Source organism: Pseudoalteromonas sp. Angola-4, assembly GCF_028599265.1.
Lineage (GTDB): Bacteria > Pseudomonadota > Gammaproteobacteria > Enterobacterales > Alteromonadaceae > Pseudoalteromonas > Pseudoalteromonas atlantica.
Genome location: NZ_JAQREK010000003.1, coordinates 364,415 through 385,576, shown reverse-complemented (window position 1 = coordinate 385,576; position 21,162 = coordinate 364,415). Strand labels below are relative to the sequence as shown.

The window sequence follows — 21,162 nt, the reverse complement described above, 5'->3', positions numbered from 1 at the left end:
GAATTTTTTTTCATTTTTACAGTTGAATTAACTTTGTGGCATCCCTATTTACTAGTCATCGAACGTATTAACGAATTTGAAGTTGGAGAAGATTCATGGGTAAAATTATTGGAATCGATTTAGGTACTACAAACTCTTGTGTTGCAGTACTTGATGGTGATAAAGCACGTGTTATTGAAAATGCGGAAGGCGATCGCACAACCCCGTCTATTATTGCTTACACGCAAGACGGTGAGACTCTAGTAGGTCAACCTGCTAAGCGTCAAGCGGTTACTAACCCAACTAACACGTTATTTGCAATTAAGCGTTTAATTGGTCGTCGTTTTGAAGACGAAGAAGTACAACGCGATATCGGTATTATGCCGTTCAAAATCATCAAAGCTGATAACGGCGATGCATGGGTTGAAGCGGGCGGTGAAAAACGCGCTGCACCACAAATTTCTGCAGAAGTACTTAAAAAAATGAAGAAAACGGCAGAAGATTTCTTAGGTGAAGAAGTAACTGAAGCTGTAATCACAGTACCTGCATACTTTAACGATTCACAACGTCAAGCAACAAAAGATGCTGGTCGTATTGCGGGTCTTGAAGTTAAACGTATCATCAATGAGCCAACAGCTGCTGCCCTTGCTTACGGCATGGACAAAAACAAAGGTGAAAACGTTGTTGCAGTATATGACTTAGGTGGTGGTACTTTCGATTTATCAATCATTGAAATTGATGAAGTTGAAGGCGAGCACACATTTGAAGTACTTGCTACAAACGGTGACACTCACTTAGGTGGTGAAGATTTCGATAACCGCGTAATTAACTACTTAGTAGCTGAGTTTAAGAAAGACCAAGGTATCGATTTACAAAACGATCCGCTTGCTATGCAACGTGTTAAAGAAGCGGCTGAAAAAGCGAAAATCGAACTATCATCTGCACAATCTACAGAAGTTAACCTTCCGTACGTGACTGCAGATGCATCAGGTCCTAAGCACATGAACGTTAAACTAACGCGTGCTAAACTTGAGTCATTAGTTGAAGACTTAGTAACTAAGTCAATTGAGCCACTTAAACGTGCTCTAGCGGATGCTGATTTATCTGTAAATGATATTAACGATATCATTTTAGTAGGTGGTCAAACACGTATGCCACTAGTACAAAAAACAGTTGCTGAGTTCTTTGGTAAAGAGCCACGTAAAGATGTTAACCCTGATGAAGCTGTAGCAGTAGGCGCGGCAATTCAAGGTGGTGTATTAGCAGGTGACGTTAAAGACGTACTATTACTAGACGTGTCTCCATTATCGCTAGGTATTGAGACAATGGGCTCAGTAATGACCGCGCTAATTGAGAAAAATACAACGATTCCTACTAAGAAATCGCAAACGTTCTCTACAGCAGAAGATAACCAATCTGCCGTTACGATTCACGTACTACAAGGTGAGCGTAAGCGTGCTAGCGACAACAAATCTCTAGGTCAATTTAACCTAGAAGGTATTCGTCCAGCACAACGTGGTACTCCACAAATCGAAGTAACTTTCGATGTAGATGCGGATGGTATCTTACATGTATCAGCGAAAGATAAAGATACAGGTAAAGAGCAAAAAATCACGATTCAAGCGTCTTCAGGCTTAAGCGATGAAGAAGTAGAAAAAATGGTTCGTGATGCAGAAGCTAACGCTGAAGAAGATAAAAAGTTTGAAGAGCTAGTAGCAACTCGTAACCAAGCTGATGCAATGGTACACGGTACTCGTAAGCAAATTGAAGAAGCTGGCGATGCACTACCAAGTGAAGACAAAGATGCAATTGAAGCAGCTGTTGTTGACCTTGAAGCAGCTATTAAGAGCGATGACAAAGCAGAAATTGAAGCTAAAACGCAAGCACTTGCTGAAAAGTCTCAAAAGCTAATGGAAATCGCTCAAGCTAAAGCGCAACAAGGTGGCGCAGATGCAGGCGAGCAACCACAACACTCTGCCAAGCAAGACGACGATGTAGTTGATGCTGAGTTTGAAGAAGTAAAAGACGACAAGTAATTGTCAGCTAAGCTTCTAACTAGCCTAAACAACATGATTTGCTCAAGTTTTTAGGGTAGGATGAACTTTTGAGGCGCGCAGGCTACAGCTTGTCGCGCCTTTTGTATGTATTTAAGGTTTAAAATTTTCATGATAAATCGATGTGATTTATCGGTTTATCCCGCAGCCTAGCTGCAACTAGAAAAGAGTAGTGTGATAGATATGTCAAAACGCGATTATTACGAAGTTCTCGGCGTAAGCAAAGATGCAAGCGAGAGAGACATAAAAAAAGCGTATAAACGCTTAGCGATGAAATATCACCCAGATCGTACCGCCGGTGATAAAGATCTCGAAACTAAATTTAAAGAAGTAAAAGAAGCTTACGAGATTTTAACCGACGATCAAAAACGTCAAATGTATGACCAATACGGCCATGCTGCCTTTGAACAAGGCGGTGGCGGCGGTCACGGTGGCTTTGGCGGTGGTGGTCAAGGCGATTTTGGTGATATTTTTGGTGATGTGTTCGGTGACATTTTTGGTGGCGGTGGTGGCCGTCGTCAATCGCGTCAACAACGTGGATCGGATTTACGTTATAACATGGACCTAAGCTTAGAAGAAGCGGTCCGTGGTAAAGAAGTAGAAATAAAAGTACCTACATGGGTTAGCTGTAAGCCATGTGATGGCAGTGGTGCAAAAGCGGGCTCTAAGCCTAAAACATGTACTACGTGTCATGGTGCTGGCCAAGTACAAATGCGCCAAGGTTTCTTTGCTGTTCAGCAAACGTGTCCTACGTGTCAGGGACAAGGTCAGATTATTTCAGACCCATGTGATAAGTGTCACGGACAAGGGCGTGTTGAGAAAACGAAAACGTTGTCAGTTAAAATTCCAGCAGGCGTAGACACAGGCGATCGTATTCGTTTAACCGGTGAAGGCGAAGCGGGTATGCACGGAGCGCCAGCTGGCGACTTATACGTGCAAGTATCTGTACGCGAACACCCAATTTTTGTACGCGATGCGAATAACTTGTACTGCGAAGTGCCAATTAGCTTTACTACCGCAGGTTTAGGTGGCGAAATTGAAGTGCCTACGCTTGATGGCCGTGCAAAACTTAAAATACCGTCTGAAACACAAACGGGCAAAATGTTCCGTATGCGTGGCAAAGGTGTTAAATCGGTTCGTAGTGGTGCTCAAGGTGACTTAATTTGTAAAGTAGTGATTGAAACGCCAGTTAACTTAAACGAGCGTCAACGCGAGTTACTTAAAGAGTTAGACGAGAGCATGGGCAAAGATAGCTCAAAAAACCGTCCTAAAGAGCAAGGCTTTTTTGACGGCGTTAAAAAGTTTTTTGACGATTTAACTAAGTAATTAGTTATCGTAAAAACTAAAAAAACGGTGCTTGATGCACCGTTTTTTTTGGCTCAAATTCATGTGATTTAACCATTTTATTGGGCACGACTTAGCAATATTATAAAGTGCGTATACTTAATCGATTAATTCACTGAGCTATTTTGTTGCCTTAGGCAATTGCCCCCACACTGCTTTACCCTTTGTACCTATACCCTCGTCAATAAAAGGCTTTTTACGTATTTGCTATTAAGTTACTCTTCAAAATGATTAACCCTTATTGTAGATTAATAAAGCGCTTAAAATAATGTGGCTAAATTGTATGACCCCTGCAATAGAATTACTGAAAAAACAAAATGTGCCTCACGATGTACTTAGTTATCAACACGATGCTAATACAACACGTTATGGTCAAGAAGCCGTTGAAAAGTTAAACCTTAACAGTGAGCAGGTATTTAAAACCCTCGTGCTTGAAACCAGTGAAGGGCAGTTAATTGTTGCCGTTACACCGGTTTCCCAGCAAGTAAATTTAAAGCAATTAGCCAAACTGAGTCACGCTAAAAAGGTCGCAATGGCAAGCGCGCCAAAGGTACAAGCCGCCACGGGGTACATTTTAGGAGGGGTTAGCCCACTTGGGCAAAAAAAGCGACTAACCACTTTTATTCATTCAAGTGCTATGGCCTTTAAAACAGTGTATGTAAGTGCAGGTAAGCGAGGGCTTGAGGTAGCGCTTTCGCCAACCGATTTAAAGGCACAAACGCGTGCCACCTATGGCGATTTTTAAAAACCTCCACAAAAACCAACACGCCCTAAACCGCAAATTTTAAAGGCGATAATTTGCTGCTTAGGGTATTTTTAACTACAGTCAAAATACCCTTGTACACTATGCATTATGGCAGTATGTATGAATTTTACTGATGTTAATTTTTTTGCCGTGCTTGTGGCGGCGCTTTCCTCTTTTATGCTTGGCGGTATTTGGTATTCAAACGCTTTTTTTAAAAATGCCTGGTTAGAGTGTACGGGCCTTACGGAGCTTGATTTACAAACAGCAAAACCTGCGTTAATTTTTGGCGGCAGTATGGTACTTGCACTTTTGTCGGCGGTGGTGCTTTCATTATTTTTAGGTAAAGAGGCCGGAATGGGAGAGGGCGCCTTTACAGGTTTTGCCATCGGTTTGTTTTGGGTAGGTAGCTCGCTGGGGCTCAGTTACATTTATGAGCAGCGGCCAATCAAGTTATTTATAATTAATGCAGGGTATTACACATTACAATTTACATTAATGGGTTTTATTATAGGTGTATGGCCCTAAGAACGCTAAATAAGGCGCCACCTTTAAGCGCTAAAATACAATAAAGATAATTATGAAAATATTAGTCGTTGATGATATGCCACTTATGCGCCACGTATTAATTAATATGTTAAGGCAGCTTGATTACAAAAATGTTGTAGAGGCAACTGACGGCCAACAGGCTTTAAAAATACTGCGTCAGCAAAAATTTGATTTAGTAATAACCGACCTACATATGCCTAAAGTAGACGGTGTAAACTTGCTCGATAACATACGCCACGACCAAGCCTTAGTCGATTTACCTGTTATTATGGTCACGTGCGAAGATAACGCCGATACAGTAAAACAAGTTATTAAAGCAAAAGTGTCGGGGTTTATTATTAAACCATTTAATATGAATGTGTTATCAGCGCAATTAAACCGTTTGTTTTTTAGAGATTAGCGAAACGCTTTTATGGCGTTTTATATCGTACCTATTATTTAATCCCCTGCGTTTTTCTCCACCGCTTATTAGGCAGTTTACCTAGCTTCTGTAACGTTTTTATTTATTAACTGCTAAAATGTCTGCTTTGTATCAACGTAGGTATGTTAAGGAGTGTATGGCTAAGCCAAATAAAAAAGGGCCGACTAAAACAGTCGATATTTTTTGCTCTGCTTGCAAAGCGGTGCTGTTTAAATATAGGAAAGGTGGCAAAGGCGCTTTAGTAAAGTGTTTTATAGAGCGAATAACCCAAGATTACACAACTACACCGTGTATTTGCCCCCAATGCGAGCGCCCATTTGCGCGCCCAGCAATCATACGCGGTACGCCAGCTTATAAAATAATTGGCGGTAAGGTTACCTTTAAATAACCCAATACGTTTAAAAATGTAATAACTACAAAAGCTTAGATTTGATGATTAGTAAGGCGGACAATTGACCTTGTACCAATAAACAAGCCTGATATACTCGCTCGGTTTTGCTGTTTCAATGATTGAAAAACACCCTCCCCAAGGATAGGGCCAGTTAGTTGGGTTTTTTAAGCAAAGGATAAACGTGTGATAGCACTGTTATTTGATATTGTAGGTATGGCGGGTACTTTCTTAGTTGTTGGTGCATTCTTTTTATTACAACTTAATAAAGCATCCCCAACGGGGTTATTGTACAACATAATGAATTTAACAGGGGCAATTTTGCTGTTAATAAGTTTGTGTTACAACTTTAACCTTGCAAGCTTTGTAATTGAGATTTTCTGGATTGCAGCTTCACTGATCGGCTTATACAAGTACGCTAAAAATAAGCCTCAATTAGCCACTAACTCTTAATTTTAGTACCGCTAATGATGTTTACTGTTGCGAGTCAGTACAGACTTGCAGCAGTTTATAAATAAATTAAGATTTATTGTATTTGTTAACACAAAGTTTCTGTTGTTAGCGCCCAGAACCCGTTAAACTAGCGCCCTTAAATTTTATAGCTATTTTGTTGTGAGCTAGGGCATGTTCTCCTTTTCTAAAAAACTTCTTTTATCTTTTGTTGTACTGATAGTGCTATTGTCGGTCGTGTTTTGCTATGGCCGAACTCATTATTATAATCAGGCCGAGCAAAAAGCAGCCCAGCAAGCAACTCAGTTAAAGCATTATATTGATGCTGAGCTTGCGCGTTTTTCAAAAATTCCTCAGCTTCTTACCTATAACAATGAGGTTATTGATTTTTTAGGTGCGGCGCAAAATAACGAAAAAAAGATTAATAACTACTTAGCTGATATACAACAAGCCAGTGGTGCCTCAGATATTTATATTCTTGATGAACAAGGCGCTGTGATTGCAAGCAGTAACTGGCAGGCCGATCATAACTTTTTAGGCAGCGATCTGTCGTTTAGACCGTATTTTAAGCGCGCATTTGCAGGTGAAAAAGTAGCGTATTTTGCCCTAGGCATGCGTACAAAAGAGCGAGGCATCTATTTTTCACAAGCCATTTATAACAATAATCAAGCGGTAGGGGTCGTTGTTTTAAAAGTCAATGTGAACAAATTTGAAAGTGACCGTGAGCTTTTAAATACCGCCAAAGGCAGCCACTTTTATGTGCAGCTAGAAGATAGCGTGATTGCTATTTCAGATATGGAAAATTGGCGCCTGAATACGTTTTCTACACTCGATATTACTCATCGGCGAGACATCGCTCAGCGTCGAGCGTATTTAGATTATCAACCTAAGCTGATTGCCCATTCAAATTACACATCACAAAGGTTACAGTTTAGCACAATTGATGAGCATAATTATTTATCGGTAGAGCAAAAATTACGCTTTTTGAACGCATCGGTTACCGTATTAGTAAATGTATCTAATGCTAATATTGCCCAATTACCGGCGTTATTTGGCTTTGTGGTAATTTATGCGCTTATTATTGCCCTAGGGTATGTTGTTTTAAGGCGCTTTGTTGGCGTTAAAAAGCTGGTTTATTCCCATCACAGTGTCAGTCAGGAAATTAGTGCACGTACTAATGCTTTTAAAGCACAGCAAGATGCGCTTGTACAATCAACTAAGCTTGCAACAATTGGCCAACTTAGCATGGGCTTTAACCACGAAATTAACCACCCGCTTAATACCATTAATACTTACTTAGCCAGTGCTAAACGCTTGCTAGCTAAAGGAAAGTTTGAAGCCCTAAACGAAAATTTACAGTTTATTGAATCCTTAGTAGCAAGAGTGCATAAAATAGTTGCACAGCTAAATTATTTTTCTGATTCTGCAAAAGCGATTATTAGCGAAGTGCCATTAAGTGAATCAGTAGCCAAGGCACTTGAGATTAATAAAAACCAGCTAAAGCAGGACAATATAAGTGTTTTACCGCCTAAAATTGACAGCCAATTAAACGTGTTAGCAGATAAAGCGGCCCTTGAAGAAGTGTTAGTTAACTTAATATCGAATGCCAGCCAAGCAATGCAAGGGTGTATTACTCGCGAGCTGAGTATCAGTGCCAATTATCTAAATAATAGTGTGCAACTGTGTATTGAAGATACCGGTCCGGGTATAGAAGTGCACGATATAGAGACTATTTTTGAGCCTTTTTACAGTACTAAATCGGTTGATGGGCTAGGGCTTGGGTTGTGTATTTCTAAGCAAATTATTAGCGCGCTTAATGGCACGCTAAGCGCACAGAACCGCGAGCAAGGCGGCGCTAAATTTATTATTACGCTTCCTTGTGAGCCGCTAACGAGCTAAATAAAAGTAATTTAAGGGCTAAATTATTGAGGGAGTAGTGATTAATTGTGGCTATTTGTTCCTACAAAAACGGTAATTTTTAGATAGTTAGTGTTATTGCTCGAAAATCAGAACGGCGTTATAGTCGTAGCAAAATGATACACGAGTAGCACCTTTTGGATACTGATAGCACACACACACCGTCACTCAGCGATACGTTTAATGAGCTGCAAAATAGCTTTTTAGCCCAGTCGTACCTCCCGATAGATAAGCGTATCGTATTATTAAAAACGTTGCACAAACGCATTGTTAGTAATGAACAAGCGCTTATCGATGCAGCATCAAAAGACTTTGGCTACAGAACCGCGTTCGATACGTTACTTGGCGATATTCTGCCAACGGTTCAGGGCTTAGCGCACATTATTAAAAAATTGCCAAAATGGGCGAAACCCAGTAAGCGCTCAACTAGCTTAAGTTTGTGGCCATCAAAAGTGAGTGTGACTTACCAGCCACTTGGTGTAGTTGGCGTGATTGCACCCTGGAATTACCCCATACAATTGGCATTAGTGCCTGTTATTACCGCCATTGCTGCGGGTAATAGAGTTATGCTTAAGCTCAGCGAGTTTACCCCGCATACTAATGCAGTCATCGAAAAAATATTTGCAGACGAGCTACAAGCACACTGTAAAGTGGTGTTAGGGGCAAGCGATGTAGCGAGTGAGTTTTCTGCAATGCCATTTGCACATCTGCTGTTTACTGGCTCAACGTCAGTGGGCAAGCTGGTTATGAAAGCGGCCAGCGAAAATTTAACTCCTGTTACCTTAGAGCTTGGTGGTAAGTCGCCGGTGATCATTACTGAGCAAGCTAATATTAAAAAAGCAGCGCAAACATTATTGTTTGGTAAAATGGCTAATGCGGGGCAAATTTGTGTAGCCCCAGATTATGTATTTGTGCCTAAGGCCCTTGAGCATCAGTTGGTGCAGCAATTGTGCGAGCTTTATAAAAAGCACTTTAAAGACGGGGTTGAAGGCAAAAACTTAACGTCAATTATTAGCGATGCGCATTACACTCGCTTAGAAGGGTATTTAACACAAGCACAGCAGTTAGGTGCGCAAGTTATTAAGCCGCTAGAGCAAAACCAGCAAGATAAACAAAAGCATAGAATGGGTTTGCATATTGTTACCGCACCTAGCGATGATATGACGTTAATGCAAGATGAGTTATTTGGCCCCATTTTGCCTATTAAAACCTACGAAAAGCTCGATGAGGCAATTAGCTACATAAAAGCGCATAATCACCCTTTAGCGCTATATATTTTAGGCCAAGATAAGCACGCTCAAGATTACATCATGGAGCAAACATTAAGCGGCACAGTTGCTGTAAACGATGCCTTAGTGCAGGTGACAGCAGACGATGTGCCATTTGGTGGCGTTGGGCATTCAGGAATGGGGCATTATCATGGTAAAGAAGGGTTTTTAACCTTTAGTCATGCAAAAAACACCTTGGTGTCTAGCACGTTTAACCCGCGTACCGCGCTTTTACTCAAACAGAGCAACCTTATTATTAAGTTGCTTAAATTTTTATATATTAAGTAAATGGGTATAAAAAAGGGCAAATGCGAGATGCATTTGCCCTTGTGTAACGCTTTGGTTTAGCTAGGCGAAAATTAAAATAAGCGACCTTCACCGGCGTACGTGCCTGCGAGTATTTTTTCGTAGATTTTGTCGGCTTTTTCTTTTGCTTCTTCTATTTCTTTAGGTAGCATTTTACGCTCATCTAGCTTACGGCTATGGCTTGCTTGCATGTTGCCGTTGTATTCTGCAATGGTGTTCCACACATACGACTTCTCTAAGTCTTTTGGCATGCCTAGGCCTTCAAAATACATGAGCGCCAGATTAAATTGCGCCAGTGAGTAGTTATTAGCAGCAGCTTTTTCGTACCACGTTCTGGCTTGTTTATAATCGCGCGTTACGCCCTCGCCATTTGCATACATAACACCTAAATTAAATTGTGCGGCGGGGAGGTTTTTTTTCGCTGCTTTTTCAAATAACGTAACCGCCATTTGCTTATCAAGCTTTACGCCTTTGCCTTCATCGTATAAAACCGCTAGCGCAAACATTGAGTCAGCGTGATTTTTTTTAACGCCTTCTTTATAAAGCTCTGCCGCTTTAAAGTAGTCGCGTGTAACACCATAGCCGCCCTCGTAAAGTTTACCTAGTTCGTAAATACCAGGGGCAAAGCCTTTATCAGCTAAATATTCAAATTCTTTTAGTGCCGTCGCAAACTCGCCTTCGTTGGCAGCTCTTATACCGTCTTCAAGAGTTGCATGTGCAAATGGGCTTGAAAGCAAAACGCCAGTGAGTATTAATGCTTTTAAATTAAACTGTGACATAGCCATGTCTCCAATAGGTAATAGTTGCAATGTGTATGTATAAAAACCTGTTTTATTGCAACACTTTGTACTTACTATTTAATAGCCACGTATAAAATGGTGCAAGTGCTTGCGGTTAAGTGAAATACTAACGCTTTGGTGATTATATGCTCGTTTAACACTTAGCCAAGCTGTTGTGGTAATTATAGCTTAAATAAGCAATTATATTGCTAATAATGCGCTGTTTATAAGCGTAAGATACAGATATTACAGAAAATTTAAAGCAGTAAAAAAGCGCAAGCCAAGGCCTGCGCTTTTAATGTCATATTAACCGTCACTAATATGAGCAATGTAGCAAGTAGAGATGAACTTTTATGCTATTACTTGGGTCGAGTAAATAATAGCCATTAAGCAGTCACGCGCTTAAAACAAAATGTCAGCATCCATGCTGTATTTCTTCCTTGGGCACTGAGGTCGTTACACTTTGTTTATGCGATTAATTATTATTTAGATTTGACAGCGTGTCAACAGTAAATAATAATTATTATCAATTAAAATAAATTAACATCTTTGCGTATTTATGTGAGAGTTTGAGAGAAAGCGTTAGTTGAGGATTTCATGTTTAAAATAAAAAATATAAAAGTTTCGCGCGTAGCCATTGCGCTCAGTCTGCTCATTTTGTGTAGTTGTTCGGCTTCGTTTACTTATAATAACTTAACGTGGCTTTCGTCGTTTTGGGTAGATGACTACATTGACCTAAATAAGCAGCAAAACAAGCAACTCAAAAGTATTATTAACACAACCCAGCAGTGGCACCGCACCACGCAATTACCCGCCTACAAGCAAGATATCCTAAATTTAAAAGTGTTATTTAATCAGCAGTTAGACTATCAGCAATTAAAGTCGCAAGTGGTATTGGCCAGAGCTCATTTTCAAAACATTCTTGAACATGCGCATATACCGCTCGCGCAGTTAGGGCTTACGCTTTCTTATGCGCAGCGCGAAGAGCTTATTGCTAATATCCAAACGCAAATTAACGAAGAATACGAAGAGTTTACTGAATTAACAGCGCAGGAGCGCAAAAGCGAACGCCTAGAAAGGCAGCTCGATTACTACAAACAATGGCTAGGAAAGTTAACCCCTGTGCAAACGCAGCTTATTACCCAAGCTAACAATGCTCATTATGACTCTTCATTACTTTGGCATCAGTACAAGCAAACGCGTTTAAATGCAGCGCAGCAAGTACTTTTAAATAAAGCGCTCAGTGAGGCTGAATTTGTAAAACAATTAAGCTATGTAATTACACAGCGAGAAGCGTATATGAGCGAAGAGTTATTAGCCAGTAATGATGCAAACTTAGCGCTCTATGTAAACCTACTTATTGAGCTAAATACCACATTGAGTGAGCAGCAACGCGAGAGTGTAAATAATGAGTTTGATGAGCTAATTAATACGCTCACCGATTTAATTGAAGATTAATGCTTATTTAAGCTAAGGCTCACATTAGCCAAAAAGCTAACGTATTGTTTGCTAATTAAGCATGTGTAACTTTTTATAAATTTTACGCTTATTAAGGAAGTTAGCGCGAGGCGTACTGCGGTGGATGAATTTACAACAGGGCGTTTGGTTTTTAGTCAGGGCAAAGCCTTTGAAGGCGATTTAATTGCACCTAGAGTGAAAAATTTCAATCCACACAGGTCACCTCGCCCTCGATAAATGCTAAGATAATATTTCATATTTAATAACGTCCTATCTGATCGATTTTAAAATATATCACGTACGCTTCTCACTTATTTGTTACTTGATTATCCTCGTTATATCTAACAAATGAAGCAAAGCGACACCATGGTGATAATTAAAACGCGCGCATATTAAGGTTTGTAATGGCTGCAGTTTATGGTTACTGATTTAAAAGGAATGCTCAATACGTGGTATCCGCTTCGTGATGAACAACAATGGGTGCTCGCAACCTTGTACCAAATTGAAGGGTCTAGCTATCGAAAATTGGGCGCGATGATGCTTATTTCGAGCCTTGGCCAGCGCTTAGGCATGCTTTCGGGTGGCTGTTTAGAGGCTGATATTCAGCGCCACGCTAAACAGGTTATGACCTCATTACATTCTAAAACTATTACCTACGATGCAACCGATGAAGACGACTTAACATTTCAGCTAGGAATTGGCTGTGGTGGTGTGGTGCATATTATTTTGCAAAGCGTTAATAGTAAAAACGAATACTTACAACTAGATAGCATGTTTAATGCGCTTAAAAATAAGCAATCGGGGCACTATACACAGCAAATTAAACCTTTAGTGGCAAAGGGGTCTGGCGTTTTTAAAACCGTGGCGCAGCAGCACAACTTATCTTTAAACCGCAAAGCAGCGCTTTTAGAGCAAGATAAAGTCCAACGTTTAGAAGTGGCTATTTACCCCAGCGCACATTTATTAATTGTTGGCGGTGGCGCTGATGCGATACCGGTATACGCGTTTGCTAAACAACTCGGGTGGATGGTAAGTGTATGGGATAGCCGAGCTGCAAATGCTAAAAGAGACTACTTTAAGCAGGCCGATAATATTTTGCGTTGCCCAGCTACGCAGCTTAAACAATTTTGCGAACAGCACAAAGTGGATGCCGCTGTTTTAATGGCCCACAGTGTAGAGCTTGACTCACAGGCGTTAGCCGCACTTGAGCAAAGCCAACTAAAGTACATGGGATTACTGGGGCCTACACATCGCCGAGCGCAAGTGTTTGAACATGCAAATACAACGGTAAATAAGGTAGTAGCGCCTGTATTTGGTCCTGTTGGGCTTAATTTGGGAGGCGACTCGCCAGAGAGCATAGCTTTGTCGCTCATTAGCGAAATTCATGCGGTATTTGCTAATAAAGATGCTACATCGTTAAGTAATTGGGGCAACTAAGGTGCGCGTAGCAAAGGTTATTTTAGCCGCTGGGCAATCGTCGCGCTTTAACGGCTGTAAGCTTATAGCCGATGTAGGTAATAAACCAATGATTTGCCGCGCCGTAGATACCTTACAAGGTAATGACACATTACCCATATACGTTATTAGCGGTGCTTGGCATGCGCAAATTGAAGATGCGTTACGTGGCTATAACAATGTTGAAATACTGCATAACCCATACTGGCAAATAGGCTTAGGAAAATCCATTGCGCTGGCAACACACACTATAAGTAAGGCGCACTCATTAGAGGGGATTTTATTTATGCTGGCGGATCAGGTTGAGCTTAGTGCTACACACATAAATACTTTAATTACTCATTTTAACAACAACCCCTCGCGCTGGTGCGCTGATTATGGCGAACGCCTTGGCGTACCTGCTGTATTTCCTGCCTGTGATTTTAAAACACTCGCAGCGCTAAATTGTGATAAAGGCGCTCAACATTTGCTGCGCGATACACAGGTTGACGTTAATACCATTTTACTTAAGCAGGCAAGCACAGATATCGACACTCAACAGCAATTAAAGCAGTTTATTAATAATAACAACAACCTAACTGTAAGCGAATAAACTAAAAAATATAGCCTAAACTTTAGGTTAAACGTTTAAAACGAGATTAAATTTTTAACAGTTATGCCAGCGCGCATTTTAAATGTGCGCTGCAATGCAAAGCGTAATAGTTTCAACGTACGGTGGTATAAAAAGTAACGTGTATGGGTCATGCGTTACTTTAATTTTATTTAGGCTTAATCAAGGGGCAAGCTATGGTGACGTTTACAGTTAATGGCAAAGAGGTTAAATCGCAAGCAAGTGCAGATACACCTTTGCTGTGGGTTATTCGCGATGAAATAGGGTTAAAAGGAACTAAGTTTGGTTGTGGTATTGCTATGTGCGGTGCATGTACAGTGCATCTAGATGGGCAAGCAACGCGCTCGTGTGTATTACCCGTGGGCGCAGTGGCAGGAAAAAACATTACGACCATTGAAGGGCTCAATAATGAGCATCCGCTGCAAAAAGCGTGGGTCGATGAGCAAGTACCTCAGTGTGGTTACTGTCAATCTGGGCAAATTATGCAAGCTGCTACGTTATTAGCAGACAACCCAAATCCAACAGATCAAGAAATAGTAAATCATATGAATGGCAACTACTGCCGCTGTATGGCGTACAAGCGTATTAAATCGGCTATACAACGTGCAGCTGATGAATCGCAAAGTGCAGTACAAATGTTTAACCCCAAAGAGCTAGACGTGTAACTGGAGCCGACAATGAAAAAACTATTTCAAAAAAATACCGAAACCGTAGATTTAAACCGTCGCTCTTTTATGATTAGTACAGCAACTGCTGGCCTGGTTATGGCATTTGCTCCGGCTTTATTTTCAGGTGAACTTAGCGCCAAAGAGTCGATTGCACAACAATCGTTTTCACCCACAATTTGGTGGACTATGAACCAGCAAGGTGAAGTAGTCGTTAGTATTGCCAAAGCTGAAATGGGCCAGCACGTAGGCACCGCCTTAGCGCGTATTGTGGCAGATGAGCTTGAGTGCGACTGGGATAAAGTATCAATCACGTATGTAGATACGCACGAAAAGTGGGGCTACATGGTTACAGGTGGCTCGTGGTCTGTATTTCAAAGCTTTAAGCCGCTTTCACAAGCTGGCGCTGCGGGGCGTATAGCCCTTATAGACGCTGGAGCTAGTATGCTGGGGGTTAAGCCTGAGCAGTGCCACGCAAGTAAAGGGCGCATAATTGCAGGCGATAAATCGCTCAGTTATGCCGATATTGTTAAAAATGGTGAGTTTAACCGTACCTTTAGCAGTGAAGAAGTTGCAAAACTGCCGTTAAAGCCTGCCAATAAACGCCACTTAACGGGTTTAAAACAAGACTTTAAAGCGCTTGATATTCCGGCAAAAACAAATGGTACTGCCGTATACGGTATAGATGTAGAGCTTGAAGGCATGGTGTATGCGCGCCCTGTGATCCCACCAACACGTTATGGTAGTGAAGTGACACAGGTGGACGATAGCGCTGCAAAAGCAATAAAAGGCTATAAAGGGTTTGAGATTTTAAACGACCCGAGTAATACCGTACAAGGCTGGGTGGTGGTTTTAGCTGACAATTACCCCAGTGCTATTAAAGCGGTAGATGCGCTAAAAGTAACCTATAAAAAAGGGCAAACAGCTAATGTTACAGAGGCCGATATTCAATCCCTCGGCGAAAAATTATGTAACGATAGCAACGCTGGCACCTTATTTGTTAATGAAGGTGATACCGCTAAAATGCAGGCTGAGGCAACGCAGTCTCTTGAGTCACTGTACACCACAGCAACAGCAAGCCATTATCAATTAGAGCCGCTTAACGCGGTGGCAGAGTTTAAACAAGACAAGTGGATTATCCATACCGGTAATCAGTGGCAGTCTTTAACATTACCTGCATTGGCCAAGGCGTTAGAGGTTGAACAAAATAACGTTATCATTCGTCCTTATTATTTAGGCGGTGGATTTGGGCGTCGCTTGTTTGGTGATTGGACTGTGCCTGCAGCATTAACAGCGAAAGCGATTGGCAAACCCGTAAAACTGGTATTTACGCGCGCAGATGATAGCTTATTTGATCAATCACGCTCTGCCTCTACAGCTAAATTAACAGCTTCGTTTAATGAAAATGGCGAGCTCAGTGCAATGGAGCATGCTTTTGCAGCAGGTTGGCCAACAAAAGCAATGGCACCAGGCTTTTTATCACCAGGGGTTGATGGCAAAGGTAAGTTTGATGCATTTTCAGCTTCTGGAGCCGATCACTGGTACAGCATGGATAACCACCGTGCCCGCGCAATTAATAACGAATTAGCGCAAAGCACATTTACCCCTGGTTGGCTTCGCTCGGTAGGACCTGGCTGGATAGCATGGAGCCTAGAGTCTTTTATCGACGAAATAGCGCACAAACAAGGGATTGATCCGGTTGAGTTTCGTTTATCAATGCTCGATGGCAAAGGTAAACAAGCAGGTAAAGCCCCTGAAAGCGTGGGCGGAGCGCTGCGCTTAAATGCGGTACTTAAAAAAGTGTCAGCGAAGGTCGCAAATGTTAAGCTGGGTGAAAATGAAGGCATTGGTTTTTCAGTAAGTTCAGGCCAAGAGCGTAATATGCCAGCGTGGATTGCCACAGCAGCCCATGTGAACGTAAATAAAAGCGATGGCAAAATTACGCTTAAGAAGCTTTACGCCGTGGTAGATGCAGGTTTAATTGTTCACCCTGATGGTGCACTAGCCCAGCTTGAAGGTTCGTTATTGTGGGGCACAAGCCTTGCGTTACATGAATCAAATAATTACCAAAACGGACAAGTAGCAGCCACTAACTTTAACACTTACTTACCACTTAGAATGCAAGATGTGCCCGATATGGACATAGAGTTTGTACAAAGTGATGAGTTTCCAATGGGCTTAGGTGAGCCTGGAGTAATTGGGGTTGCGCCAGCTATTGGAAATGCGGTATTTAATGCAGTTGGTGTGCGGTTACGTAATTTACCCATGAAACCCAATGAGCTTAAAGCAGGTCTTACGGCCTAGTTAAGTGCTAACAAAGCGCGTAAGGCACAGGCTTTACGTGCTTTGAACTTAGCGATGAATTATTAAATGTTAAAGGCTTTTTTATGCTAGTCGACCCAGCAGGGCGAAAATTTAGTTATCTACGTTTATCTATTACTGATGTATGTAATTTTAAGTGTGTGTATTGCTTACCGGATGGTTATCAATGCGATCACGACCGAGACTTTCTTTCACTTAACGAAATTAGCAATACCGTAAACGCCTTTGCTCATCATGGCATATCAAAGTTACGCATTACTGGCGGTGAGCCAACCCTCAGAAAAGATTTTATAGATGTAATTCGTGCGGCAAAAGACACCCAAGGTATTACCAAAATAGCCGCCACTACAAATGGTTACTCAATGCATAAACATGTTAAAGATTGGGCACACGCAGGGCTCAATGCAATAAATGTTAGCATCGACAGCCTAGACCCACGTATGTTTAATACCATTACCGGCAACGATAAGTTTGCCACGGTTATGCAAGGCATAGACACGGCCCTAGAGAGCGGCTTAGATTCAGTAAAAATAAATAGCGTACTAATGAAACAGTACAATGGTCGTGCCCTTGAACCTTTTTTAGCCTATTTAAAGCACAGGCCCGTAACGATGCGCTTTATTGAGTTAATGCAAACAAACGACAATAAAGCATTTTTTGATGCTAACCATATATCGGGGCAATCCATAAAAGAGCAGTTGCTTCGCGCTGGTTGGCAGCCCATTATACGCGATGTAACGGCGGGGCCTGCGCAAGAGTTTTACCACCCTGATTATTTAGGCAAAATAGGGTTAATTATGCCTTACAGTAATGACTTTTGTGCTACCTGCAACAGGCTAAGAATTTCATCACTGGGGAAACTGCATTTATGTTTGTTTTCTGAGCAGGGTATATCACTTAGAGAATACATGAGTGATAACACTAATCAGGCATTAATTGATCAGTTAGCGCGTTACATAAAAACAAAAAAACCAACGCACTTATTGCACCAAGGTAACACCGGGGTCACTACAAACTTATCTATGTTAGGTGGGTAAAGGCATAAATGTAGTGTAATTCGCTACTGAGTTTACTGTTTTCGCTACACAGTTTAATAAAATGACTGTTTTTACCTATTTAGCTACTTGTTATATTTAATTTTAAGGTTACACTGAATTTTTTATTATTTTAAGTTTTTTGAATGGATATAGCAGCACTTAGTAGTACTAAATCATTAAGAAGAAACGTTCTGAAATGGATGTGCTTGTGTTTTGGTTTTGTCTCATTGTTTTTTGCTGCGTTTAATATTTTTTTAAATAACTTTGCGTTATTAGGCTATTTAGAAATAGCGCTCACTGTATTTTGTGCCTACACCTACCACCGATTAAACACACACGCACTCGAAGTATGGCAATCTGTTGTTATGTGCATATTTGTCACCTTTGTTATTGTATTAGGTAATTATTTAGCAAAGCCAATAAATGGTTTGTATGTGTGGTCGTTTGCGTTACCTGTGTTGTATTACCTGTTGCTAGGTAAGCGTTATGGCATTGTATTATCGGCTTTGCTCTTTGTACTTCAAGGTGCCATATTAGTAACAAAATCATCGCAACTTCCTCTAACTACGCTTAATTTCAGTTTAAATCTTGCCTTTGTTTATATCAGTATTTGGGCTATTTCTCATGTTTTTGAAGGTAGCCGTGCTTTATCATCTAAGCGGTTAAAAAATCTTGCTTTGTTAGACCCACTTACCGGGGCTGCAAACCGTTTATCAATGAACCATTATTTTGCAGTAGAGCTTAAAGATAAGTCGCAACTTTATTTGTTTTTACTCGATCTAGACTTTTTTAAACAGGTTAACGACACCCATGGCCACGCAGTAGGGGATAAAGTGCTGATTGAAGTCGCCACTTTATTAAGGGTTGTATTGGCAAAAGGGTATGTATTTAGAGTAGGCGGGGAAGAGTTTGCTTTACTACATTCTTTTGCGTCACAAAGTGATGCATTGGCAATGGCCGAAACCATAAGAGAAAAACTCAACAATACGGCATTTGAGATTGATGGGCTAAAAATAAATGTAACTGCCAGTATAGGCGTTGTTAAGTATCGCCAAGGCGACACGCTTGAAAAGTTTGTAATTAAAGCAGATAAACAACTGTATAAAGCAAAAGAATATGGCCGCAATAAAGTGTACTTTCAAGCAAATGCCAACCTGATTGAAAAGCCCCAAATAGCCTAATTATGAGGCTAGTACATTTGCTCAAAATTTGGGATGTTGTTTTCCCAAATTGGTTTGTCTTTACCTAGGTATTCTCTCACTGCATCAAAAAATAAACGTGTTCTTACCGGTAAGTCTCTGTGTGGGTACACCGCATACATATGGCTAAACTCTTTTAACTTAACATCCGTTAAAATGGGCACCAATTGACCTTGTGTAATTTCTTTATCGATAATAAATGCTGGCGCAACAAAGTAGGTAGTCCCTGAAATAGCTTTCATTAGCAGTACTTCAGCGTCGTTTGCTCTGTACACGCTTTTTATTTTTAGCTCGCACGGCTCACCTTTACTATCGTAGTAATCTATGGTTTCTACGCGCATAGCGTTACTTGCATAACTTGCAGCGGGTAACTGCACCAGCTCTTCTATGGTTTGTGGCATACCATAGGTTTTTATAAATTCAGGGGCGGCTACAATAAGCAGCCTGTTACGGGCAATTTTACGGGCAATTAATGAGGAGTCTTTAGGCTCACCAATTCTAAATGCTAAATCAAAACCTTCAGATACAATATCAACTAGCCTATCGTCGAGGCGCAGCTCTACTTCTACTTGTGGAAAACGTTTTTGAAAGTCGTTAAGCACAGGTTGTAAATAACGCCGACCAATTAATGTTGACGAGGTAACCTTTAACACACCGCGTGGCTCTAAGTGGTAGTTTTCGGCCATACGTACGGTTTCACCAAGTAGCTCTCTTAGCTCTGACGCTTTTTTAATCATTTCTGCGCCCGCCGCCGTTAACGAAAACGAACGGGTGGTGCGGTTTAATAACCTAACGCCTAGCTCGTCCTCTAATCGACTGATTTGTTTAGATATAACAGAGCGGTCTATGTTTCTTATTTCTGCAGCTTTGGCAAAAGAGCCTTGTTCTACCACTTCAAGCAGCATTAAAAGCCGGCTTGTTGTATCCATTATGATCACCCAATAAATGCTATTGATGCCATTTTGGCATTAATGAATTTATAAATCTATGGTTTTTGTCCGCAAGTATAGTCCGTAACATGCCAGGTAAATAAATAAAGGAGCGTCTTCATGAATAAACATTTAATTGCTGCTGCATTAGCTGCGGCAACTCTATCCTTAGCGGGCTGTGCCGATGAGAGCGCACCAAATGCGCAGCAACAACAATTACAACCTATAGATGTAGCACAAGTTTTAATTAAACCAGTACAAAGCTGGCACACTTACACCACGCGTTTAGAATCGCCGCAAGAAGTTGCGCTGATGCCGCGTGTATCTGGGGTGATTGATAGCATTGAATTTAAAGAAGGTGATGTTGTTAAGCAAGGCGATGTGTTGTTTCAACTTGACGAGCGCCCTTTTGCAGCAGTTGTAGCAAGCCTAGAAGCGCAAATACACAGCGCAGAAGCTGCACTTGAACAAGCTAAAAGTGAAGACAAACGAGCAGTGCGCTTATTAGAGCGTAAAGCTATTTCAACAGAACAAGCACAGGCGCGTACCTCAACGCTTCGCCAGCGCGAAGCACAACTGGCAGCGCTGCAAGCACAGCTTACCTCTGCAAAGCTCGATTTAGAATTTACATCAGTAGTTTCGCCGATTGATGGTGTTATCTCACGCGCAAATATTACCAAAGGTAATAACGTATTAGCGGGTCAAAGTGTATTAACGTCAATTGTTTCTAATAAAGCGATGTATGCCTACTTTGATGTTGATGAGCGTACTTGGAATAGCGCCTTTAACGATGTAACCGCACAAAGCCGCCAAACAGTTGTTATGCAAAAAGTAGGGCAAAAAGAGTTTGCTTACCAAGGCTATATTAATTTTATTGATAACCAAATTAATTCAGCAACGGGTACTTTACGTGTACGTGCGGTATTTGAACAAGACAACAATCAATTACGTGCAGGTTCTTTTGCTCGCGTTAAATTGGCAGCAAACGAAGTGAGCGAAAAAGTAATTATTCCTGAGCGTGCTATTGGCACCGATTTAAAAAATCGCTTTGTGTTAACCGTTGGCGAAAACAACGTGCTTGAATACAAATTAATAGAAGTAGGAGAGCGCTATGGTGCGTTACGCGCTGTTACTGCTGGCCTAAACGAAGGCGATGTTATTGCGGTAAATGGCCCTGCACGTGTAGGCCCAGGTATGCCAATTTCGCCAAATACAGTAACAATTGATACAAGCGGCGTGGCTTTTACATTGTCAAACGACAACGCGCAGCTAATGGCTAAGCAATAAGGT

General features: G+C 41.2%; 19 protein-coding genes. 17 read left to right on the top strand and 2 right to left on the bottom strand.

Annotation, left to right across the window (positions count from 1 at the left end):
• The first annotated feature begins 95 nt into the window (after positions 1 to 95).
• The 9 genes from dnaK (at position 96) to PSH48_RS06405 (ending at position 9,400) form a co-directional block, all read left to right on the top strand.
• Entirely contained in the window at positions 96 to 2,015 is a 1,920-nt protein-coding gene (gene dnaK / locus PSH48_RS06445; protein WP_273611150.1) for a molecular chaperone DnaK, read from the top strand.
• A gap of 201 nt (positions 2,016 to 2,216) precedes the next feature.
• A complete protein-coding gene (dnaJ, locus tag PSH48_RS06440) occupies positions 2,217 to 3,359 on the top strand; it encodes a molecular chaperone DnaJ (protein WP_024031901.1) in 1,143 nt (380 codons plus the stop codon).
• Positions 3,360 to 3,660: 301 nt separating this feature from the next.
• Positions 3,661 to 4,122 carry a Cys-tRNA(Pro) deacylase gene (ybaK, locus tag PSH48_RS06435; protein ID WP_054982109.1) on the top strand — a complete coding sequence of 154 codons (462 nt, stop codon included), beginning with the start codon at positions 3,661 to 3,663 and terminating at the stop codon, positions 4,120 to 4,122.
• Positions 4,123 to 4,242: 120 nt separating this feature from the next.
• Positions 4,243 to 4,647, top strand: a complete 405-nt coding sequence (locus PSH48_RS06430) for a DUF1761 domain-containing protein (protein WP_004588719.1) — start codon at positions 4,243 to 4,245, stop codon at positions 4,645 to 4,647.
• 52 nt (positions 4,648 to 4,699) lie between these two features.
• On the top strand, positions 4,700 to 5,068 hold the full coding sequence (locus PSH48_RS06425; protein ID WP_024031358.1) for a response regulator: 369 nt from the start codon (positions 4,700 to 4,702) through the stop codon (positions 5,066 to 5,068).
• 157 nt (positions 5,069 to 5,225) lie between these two features.
• Positions 5,226 to 5,477: a hypothetical protein gene (locus PSH48_RS06420; RefSeq protein ID WP_273611149.1), complete on the top strand. Its 252-nt coding sequence runs from the start codon at positions 5,226 to 5,228 to the stop codon at positions 5,475 to 5,477.
• Between the two features lie 186 nt (positions 5,478 to 5,663).
• Positions 5,664 to 5,930 carry a CBU_0592 family membrane protein gene (locus PSH48_RS06415; protein WP_004588716.1) on the top strand — a complete coding sequence of 89 codons (267 nt, stop codon included), beginning with the start codon at positions 5,664 to 5,666 and terminating at the stop codon, positions 5,928 to 5,930.
• 171 nt (positions 5,931 to 6,101) lie between these two features.
• Complete coding sequence (locus PSH48_RS06410; protein ID WP_273611148.1) at positions 6,102 to 7,826, top strand: ATP-binding protein; 1,725 nt, start codon at positions 6,102 to 6,104, stop codon at positions 7,824 to 7,826.
• 155 nt (positions 7,827 to 7,981) lie between these two features.
• Entirely contained in the window at positions 7,982 to 9,400 is a 1,419-nt protein-coding gene (locus PSH48_RS06405; protein ID WP_273611147.1) for a coniferyl aldehyde dehydrogenase, read from the top strand.
• A 71-nt stretch (positions 9,401 to 9,471) separates the two neighbouring features.
• Here PSH48_RS06405 and PSH48_RS06400 read toward each other — a convergent pair whose 3' ends face one another.
• The gene (locus PSH48_RS06400; RefSeq protein ID WP_024032214.1) at positions 9,472 to 10,197 is read right to left on the bottom strand and encodes a tetratricopeptide repeat protein; all 726 of its coding nucleotides are present in this window, start codon (positions 10,195 to 10,197) and stop codon (positions 9,472 to 9,474) included.
• Between the two features lie 597 nt (positions 10,198 to 10,794).
• On the opposite strand from PSH48_RS06400, the gene PSH48_RS06395 reads away from it, so the two are divergent.
• The 7 genes from PSH48_RS06395 to PSH48_RS06365 all read left to right on the top strand — a co-directional run bounded on the left by PSH48_RS06395 (position 10,795) and on the right by PSH48_RS06365 (position 18,925).
• Entirely contained in the window at positions 10,795 to 11,655 is an 861-nt protein-coding gene (locus PSH48_RS06395) for a DUF6279 family lipoprotein (RefSeq protein ID WP_273611146.1), read from the top strand.
• A 417-nt stretch (positions 11,656 to 12,072) separates the two neighbouring features.
• Positions 12,073 to 13,092 (top strand): XdhC family protein, encoded by a 1,020-nt coding sequence (locus PSH48_RS06390; RefSeq protein WP_273611145.1) that lies wholly within the window; start codon positions 12,073 to 12,075, stop codon positions 13,090 to 13,092.
• 1 nt (position 13,093) lies between these two features.
• Positions 13,094 to 13,702: a nucleotidyltransferase family protein gene (locus tag PSH48_RS06385; RefSeq protein WP_273611144.1), complete on the top strand. Its 609-nt coding sequence runs from the start codon at positions 13,094 to 13,096 to the stop codon at positions 13,700 to 13,702.
• A gap of 194 nt (positions 13,703 to 13,896) precedes the next feature.
• Entirely contained in the window at positions 13,897 to 14,385 is a 489-nt protein-coding gene (locus PSH48_RS06380) for a (2Fe-2S)-binding protein (RefSeq protein WP_248443886.1), read from the top strand.
• A gap of 12 nt (positions 14,386 to 14,397) precedes the next feature.
• Entirely contained in the window at positions 14,398 to 16,689 is a 2,292-nt protein-coding gene (locus tag PSH48_RS06375; protein WP_273611143.1) for a xanthine dehydrogenase family protein molybdopterin-binding subunit, read from the top strand.
• 83 nt (positions 16,690 to 16,772) lie between these two features.
• A complete protein-coding gene (gene moaA, locus PSH48_RS06370; RefSeq protein WP_248461954.1) occupies positions 16,773 to 17,744 on the top strand; it encodes a GTP 3',8-cyclase MoaA in 972 nt (323 codons plus the stop codon).
• Positions 17,745 to 17,887: 143 nt separating this feature from the next.
• A complete protein-coding gene (locus PSH48_RS06365; protein ID WP_273611142.1) occupies positions 17,888 to 18,925 on the top strand; it encodes a GGDEF domain-containing protein in 1,038 nt (345 codons plus the stop codon).
• 8 nt (positions 18,926 to 18,933) lie between these two features.
• Here PSH48_RS06365 and PSH48_RS06360 read toward each other — a convergent pair whose 3' ends face one another.
• Complete coding sequence (locus PSH48_RS06360; RefSeq protein ID WP_004588705.1) at positions 18,934 to 19,872, bottom strand: LysR family transcriptional regulator; 939 nt, start codon at positions 19,870 to 19,872, stop codon at positions 18,934 to 18,936.
• 120 nt (positions 19,873 to 19,992) lie between these two features.
• On the opposite strand from PSH48_RS06360, the gene PSH48_RS06355 reads away from it, so the two are divergent.
• On the top strand, positions 19,993 to 21,159 hold the full coding sequence (locus tag PSH48_RS06355) for an efflux RND transporter periplasmic adaptor subunit (protein WP_126008997.1): 1,167 nt from the start codon (positions 19,993 to 19,995) through the stop codon (positions 21,157 to 21,159).
• The last annotated feature ends 3 nt before the right edge of the window (positions 21,160 to 21,162 follow it).

Excerpts from the sequence above, each read along its gene's own strand:
- dnaK (WP_273611150.1), top strand. The coding sequence starts at position 96 with ATGGGTAAAATTATTGGAATCGATTTAGGTACTACAAACTCTTGTGTT.
- PSH48_RS06425 (WP_024031358.1), top strand. The coding sequence starts at position 4,700 with ATGAAAATATTAGTCGTTGATGATATGCCACTTATGCGCCACGTATTA.
- ybaK (WP_054982109.1), top strand. The coding sequence starts at position 3,661 with ATGACCCCTGCAATAGAATTACTGAAAAAACAAAATGTGCCTCACGAT.
- dnaJ (WP_024031901.1), top strand. The coding sequence starts at position 2,217 with ATGTCAAAACGCGATTATTACGAAGTTCTCGGCGTAAGCAAAGATGCA.
- PSH48_RS06380 (WP_248443886.1), top strand. The coding sequence starts at position 13,897 with ATGGTGACGTTTACAGTTAATGGCAAAGAGGTTAAATCGCAAGCAAGT.
- PSH48_RS06420 (WP_273611149.1), top strand. The coding sequence starts at position 5,226 with ATGGCTAAGCCAAATAAAAAAGGGCCGACTAAAACAGTCGATATTTTT.
- PSH48_RS06360 (WP_004588705.1), bottom strand. The coding sequence starts at position 19,872 with ATGGATACAACAAGCCGGCTTTTAATGCTGCTTGAAGTGGTAGAACAA.
- PSH48_RS06355 (WP_126008997.1), top strand. The coding sequence starts at position 19,993 with ATGAATAAACATTTAATTGCTGCTGCATTAGCTGCGGCAACTCTATCC.
- PSH48_RS06365 (WP_273611142.1), top strand. The coding sequence starts at position 17,888 with ATGGATATAGCAGCACTTAGTAGTACTAAATCATTAAGAAGAAACGTT.
- moaA (WP_248461954.1), top strand. The coding sequence starts at position 16,773 with ATGCTAGTCGACCCAGCAGGGCGAAAATTTAGTTATCTACGTTTATCT.
- PSH48_RS06395 (WP_273611146.1), top strand. The coding sequence starts at position 10,795 with ATGTTTAAAATAAAAAATATAAAAGTTTCGCGCGTAGCCATTGCGCTC.
- PSH48_RS06375 (WP_273611143.1), top strand. The coding sequence starts at position 14,398 with ATGAAAAAACTATTTCAAAAAAATACCGAAACCGTAGATTTAAACCGT.
- PSH48_RS06410 (WP_273611148.1), top strand. The coding sequence starts at position 6,102 with ATGTTCTCCTTTTCTAAAAAACTTCTTTTATCTTTTGTTGTACTGATA.
- PSH48_RS06400 (WP_024032214.1), bottom strand. The coding sequence starts at position 10,197 with ATGTCACAGTTTAATTTAAAAGCATTAATACTCACTGGCGTTTTGCTT.
- PSH48_RS06430 (WP_004588719.1), top strand. The coding sequence starts at position 4,243 with ATGAATTTTACTGATGTTAATTTTTTTGCCGTGCTTGTGGCGGCGCTT.
- PSH48_RS06390 (WP_273611145.1), top strand. The coding sequence starts at position 12,073 with ATGGTTACTGATTTAAAAGGAATGCTCAATACGTGGTATCCGCTTCGT.